The sequence below is a fragment of the Hydrogenophaga sp. genome, assembly GCF_048549895.1.
GTDB lineage: Bacteria > Pseudomonadota > Gammaproteobacteria > Burkholderiales > Burkholderiaceae_C > Hydrogenophaga.
On the sequence record NZ_JBLYYB010000033.1, the window covers coordinates 1 to 3,936 of the forward strand.

Annotated in this window: 5 protein-coding genes; 1 reads left to right on the top strand and 4 read right to left on the bottom strand. The window is 65.4% G+C overall.

Annotated elements, in window-relative coordinates; genetic code table 11:
* Positions 1–42 precede the first annotated feature (42 nt).
* From ligK to ACN4F8_RS02815, 3 genes are read right to left on the bottom strand one after another with little or no spacing between them, the layout of a single operon-like run.
* Complete coding sequence (gene ligK, locus ACN4F8_RS02805; RefSeq protein ID WP_419472199.1) at positions 43–726, bottom strand: 4-carboxy-4-hydroxy-2-oxoadipate aldolase/oxaloacetate decarboxylase; 684 nt, start codon at positions 724–726, stop codon at positions 43–45.
* A 1-nt stretch (position 727) separates the two neighbouring features.
* Complete coding sequence (locus ACN4F8_RS02810; protein ID WP_419472200.1) at positions 728–1,762, bottom strand: amidohydrolase family protein; 1,035 nt, start codon at positions 1,760–1,762, stop codon at positions 728–730.
* Positions 1,763–1,799: 37 nt separating this feature from the next.
* A complete protein-coding gene (locus ACN4F8_RS02815; RefSeq protein WP_419472201.1) occupies positions 1,800–2,516 on the bottom strand; it encodes a substrate-binding domain-containing protein in 717 nt (238 codons plus the stop codon).
* 135 nt (positions 2,517–2,651) lie between these two features.
* On the opposite strand from ACN4F8_RS02815, the gene ACN4F8_RS02820 reads away from it, so the two are divergent.
* Positions 2,652–3,554, top strand: a complete 903-nt coding sequence (locus tag ACN4F8_RS02820) for a LysR substrate-binding domain-containing protein (protein ID WP_419472202.1) — start codon at positions 2,652–2,654, stop codon at positions 3,552–3,554.
* Between the two features lie 61 nt (positions 3,555–3,615).
* On the opposite strand, the gene ACN4F8_RS02825 is transcribed toward ACN4F8_RS02820, so the two are convergent.
* A partial coding sequence (locus ACN4F8_RS02825; protein WP_419472203.1) for a TRAP transporter large permease subunit occupies positions 3,616–3,936 on the bottom strand: 321 nt, incomplete at its 5' end.

Sequence of the window (3,936 nt, forward strand, 5' to 3'; positions counted from 1 at the left end):
ACGCCCCTCGCCGCCGGGGCAGCCGGGGCAGCCGGAGAAACATCAGTCGATGTACCGCAAGCCAGCCTTCTCAAGCGGCTCCCGCATCTTGTACATGTCCAACCCCAACACCCCACTGGCCAGCTTCGCCCGCTTCTCACCCTCAAAACTCTCACGGTGCTGCGCAGCCTCCAGCGTGGTCACCGCGCGCGCCGCAGGCACGCACACCACACCATCGTCGTCTGCCACGATCACGTCGCCCGGTGTCACCAGCATGCCGGCGCACACCACCGGGATGTTCACCGAACCGATGGTGGCCTTGATGCAGCCCTTGCTGCTGATGGCCTTGCTCCACACCGGAAAGCCCATCTTCTGCAGCTCTTTCACGTCGCGCACACCGGCGTCGATGATGAGCGCGCGCGCGCCACGCGCCTGAAAACTGGTGGCCAACAGGTCGCCAAAGTAGCCATCGGTGCATTCGGCCGTGATGGCCGCCACCACGATGTCGCCCGGCTGGATCTGTTCCGCCGCCACGTGCAGCATCCAGTTGTCGCCCGGGTGCAGCAACACCGTCACGGCCGTGCCACTCACCTGACAGCCCGGGTAGATCGGGCGCATGTAGGGCTTGAGCAGGCCCACACGGCCCATGGCCTCGTGCACCGTGGCCGAGCCGAGCGCGGCCAGGCCGTCGGCGGCTGCGCGGTCGGCGCGTTTGATGTTGCGATAGACAATGCCCAGTTCGTACATGTCAGATCCCCTTCGATTTCAAGCGTGCATCCAGCCGTGAAAACACCCGGCGCACATTGCCTTCATATATCTGGTGCTTGTCGTCCGCACTCAGGATCTTCGAGCCTTCGATGTAGCGCTTGGTGTCGTCGTAATAGTTGCCCGTGGTCGGGTCGATGCCGCGCACCGCGCCGATCATCTCGCTGGCGAACAGCACGTTCTTCACCGGGATCACCGTGTTGAGCAGGTCGATGCCGGGCTGGTGGTACACGCAGGTGTCGAAGAACACGTTGTTCATCAGGTGCGTGTCCAGCAGCGGCTTCTTCATTTCCTGCGCGAGACCCCGGAAACGGCCCCAGTGGTAAGGCACCGCACCACCGCCGTGGGGAATCAGAAACTTCAGCGTCGGGAAGTCCTTGAACAGATCGCCCTGAATCAGCTGCATGAAGGCCGTGGTGTCGGCGTTGAGGTAGTGAGCGCCGGTGGTGTGGAAGCAGGCGTTGCAACTCGTGCTCACGTGGATCATGGCCGGCAGGTCGTGCTCCACCATCTTTTCAAAGATGGGGTACCAGTGCCTGTCGGTCAGCGGCGGGCTGGTCCAGTGGCCGCCCGACGGATCGGGGTTCAGGTTGATGCCCACCGCACCATATTCCTGGACGCACTTCTCCAGCTCGGGGATGCAGGTGGCGGGATCGACACCCGGGCTCTGCGGCAGCATGGCCACCGGCACGAAGTGGTCCGGGAACAGCTCGCTCACGCGAAAGCACAGCTCGTTGCAGATGGCGGCCCAGGTGCTGGAGACGTTGAAGTCGCCGATGTGGTGCGCCATGAAGCTCGCGCGCGGGCTGAACAGCGTGATGTCGCTGCCGCGCTCTTTCATCAGCTTGAGCTGGTTGGTCTCGATGGACTCGCGCAGTTCGTCGTCGCTGATCTTGAGGTCCGCCACTTTGGGCATGCTGGCAGGGTCCTTGATGCCGGCGATCTGCGCGTTGCGCCAGTTCTCCAGCGCCTTGGGCGCCGTGGTGTAGTGACCGTGGCAGTCGATGATGAGGCTCATGTTGTCTCCTGGGTTCTTTGTTGTGGTTTGAGTCGGTTCACGCCGGCTCCATGCCTTGTCGTCGCTTCGCGTCTGCCGCTGTCGGCGCCGTCATGTGAGCGAGCATCGCGCGCACCGCATCGGCCTTGTCGGTGTGCGGTGGAATACCAGCGGAAAACGTGGTGGTGATCTGGATGGCCGGCGGCAAGGGACCAGTGATGGTGATGCCGGCCACACCCAGCAACTCGCTGAGCTGCTGGAAGCCCAGGGCCACCTCGCCGCGCGCCACCAGCGAGGCCACCGGCACACCCGGTGGGGCCTGCACGATGCGACCCTGGATCTGCTCGGCAATGCCCCAGCGCTCGAACAACTTCGCCAATGCCACGCCGCTGGGCCCGGTGGAGTAGCTGATGCTGGGCGCGGCCAACACGGCGCTGCGCACCGCGTCTTCCGAACCCAGGTCGGGCACAGGCGTGCCCTCGCGCACGGCAGCGGCCACGCCCGAGCGCACCAGGTCCATACGGCTGCCAGGCTGCAGATGACCTGTGGCGATGAGTTTGTCGATCGCGTCCGAGGCGAGGATCACCACGTCGAAAGCCTCCCCCGCCTGCACGCGTTTGGCCGCGTCCACGCCGCCCACGGATTCGATCGCCACCGATGCACCGCTCACGGCTTCAAAGCCCGCCACCAGCTCGGCCAGCACCTGCCGCGTTGCCATGGACGAAATGCCCCGGATGCGGGTCGGGGTGGTGAGCTGGTCGGGGTGGTTTGGCATGGTGTTCGGGCAGGGTCGGTGGATTGTGGGCCTTGCCTCCTGGCGAGAAAAGTCACATGGCCGGCTAGCAGCTAGAACGAATTTACATAACTATGATCCACACCTGTTTCCACCTTTCGATCGCCTGGCAGCACCATGGACCTCAAGCAACTCGAATACTTTGTGCGCGTGGCCGAGCTCGGCAGTTTCACCCGGGCCTCGATGGCGCTCAACGTGGCACAACCCGCGCTCTCGCGCCAGGTGCGCCTGCTCGAAGTCGAACTGCGGCAGAACCTGCTGGTGCGCAACGGACGCGGCGCCACGCCCACCGAGGCCGGCAAGTTGCTGCTGGCGCACGGCCGCGGCATCCTGCACCAGGTGGAGCGGGCGCGCGAAGAGCTGGGCCGGGTGCGCGGTGCGCTCGCCGGGCGTGTGGCCATCGGCCTGCCACCCAGCCTGGCGCGGGTGCTCACGGTGCCGCTCACGCGCACGTTTCGTGCGCAGCTGCCCGAGGCCAGCTTGTCCATCAGCGAAGCGCTCTCGGTCACCATGCTGGAGTGGCTGACCACCGGGCGGCTGGACATTGCGGTGCTCTACAACGCGCAACCCGCCGCCGACATCGACATCCACCCACTGCGCGACGAAGAGCTGCTGCTGGTGGAGCCGCGCCCGCCGGGCCTGAGCGAAGACCCGCCCACCGCCATCGGCCTGCGCGAGGTGGCCGAGCTGCCGCTGGTGATCCCGAGCCGGCCCAACGCGATCCGCATGCAGGTGGAAACCGAGATGGCCAACATCGGCTGCCGACCCACGGTGGCGCTGGAGATCGACGGCGTCTCGGCCATCCTCGATCTGGTGGCCGACGGCGCCGGTGCCGCCCTGCTCTCGCGCAACGCCGTGGCCAGTTCGATCCGGCCCTCGGCCTACCGCATCCGCAGCGTCAACCCACCGCTGAAAACGCGGCTGTGCCTGGCCACCAGCTCACAGCGCCCGGCCACGCTCACGCAACAGAAAACGCTGGAGTTGATCCGGCAGACACTGGACGCGCTGAACGCTCGCTGAACGCAGCGTTGCGCAAGCCGCCAGCGCTGGAACAGGTCAACGGTCTTTTTTCAGGGCTCGGCTATCCAACAAACTGGACCAGCCACAGCGAGATGCCCGGAAAGCTCAGCAGGAGCACGGTGCGGAACACATCGCTGATGAGGAAGGGCATCACGCCCTTGTAGCTCTCGCCGATGGGCACGTCCTTGGCCAGGCCGTTGACCACGTACACGTTCAGACCCACGGGCGGCGCCAGCAGACCGAAACCCACCGTCATGAGCACCATGATGCCGAACCAGATCGCCACCGATTCCTGCGGCATGCCGAAGTCCAGACCCATGATCACGGGAAAGAAGATCGGGATGGTCAGCAGGATCATCGAGAGCTCGTCCATCACGGCGCC